1 protein-coding gene is annotated in these 536 nt (G+C 67.4%); it reads left to right on the top strand.

The window, feature by feature from the left end; translation table 11 throughout:
- Positions 1 to 491: PDZ domain-containing protein (locus PA598K_RS31695; RefSeq protein WP_148092018.1), on the top strand; the 491-nt coding region annotated here is incomplete at its 5' end.
- Positions 492 to 536 lie beyond the last annotated feature (45 nt).

Below are 536 nucleotides of genomic sequence, written 5' to 3'. Positions count from 1 at the left end.
GGTGGCCGCCGCTGACGGTGCCTGCTGCGCTGGCTGCGTTGCTGCTGCACGAGGGAATGGGCTTGCTCGCCTCGTGGCGCGAATCGTTGCGCAGTCCGTACTACGTCCACGACGGCCCCGGCCTGCGCGTGCTGGCAGTCGTGCCCGGCAGTCCGGCGGCGGAACTCGGGATCGCGGTTGGGGAGATGATCGTCAAGGTCAACGGCGCCCGCGTCCGCAACGGCGCAGAGCTTCATGAGGCGCTGAGCGAGGGCGGCGCGGCCTTCTGCAAGCTGGAGGTGCTCAACCTCGAGGGCGAGAGCAAGTTCCTGCAGCGGGCAAGGTATGCCGGCGAGCATCATCAGCTCGGCATCCTGCTGGCGCCGGATGAGCGGTCCACCGACTATGAGCCGGCGGCCGCGCCTTCGCTCTGGCGACTATTCGGCAGCGGCAAGACCGGGCGCAGACGACGCGAGCGAGAGATAGACCCGCTGGACGAGCTGTCGATGTGAGGCGAGTGAGTCGGATGCTGGCTGCATACTAGACAATGCAGTACA

The sequence above is a fragment of the Paenibacillus sp. 598K genome, assembly GCF_003851045.1.
Taxonomy (GTDB): Bacteria; Bacillota; Bacilli; order Paenibacillales; family Paenibacillaceae; genus Paenibacillus_D.
This window is presented reverse-complemented; position numbering and strand designations above follow the sequence as displayed.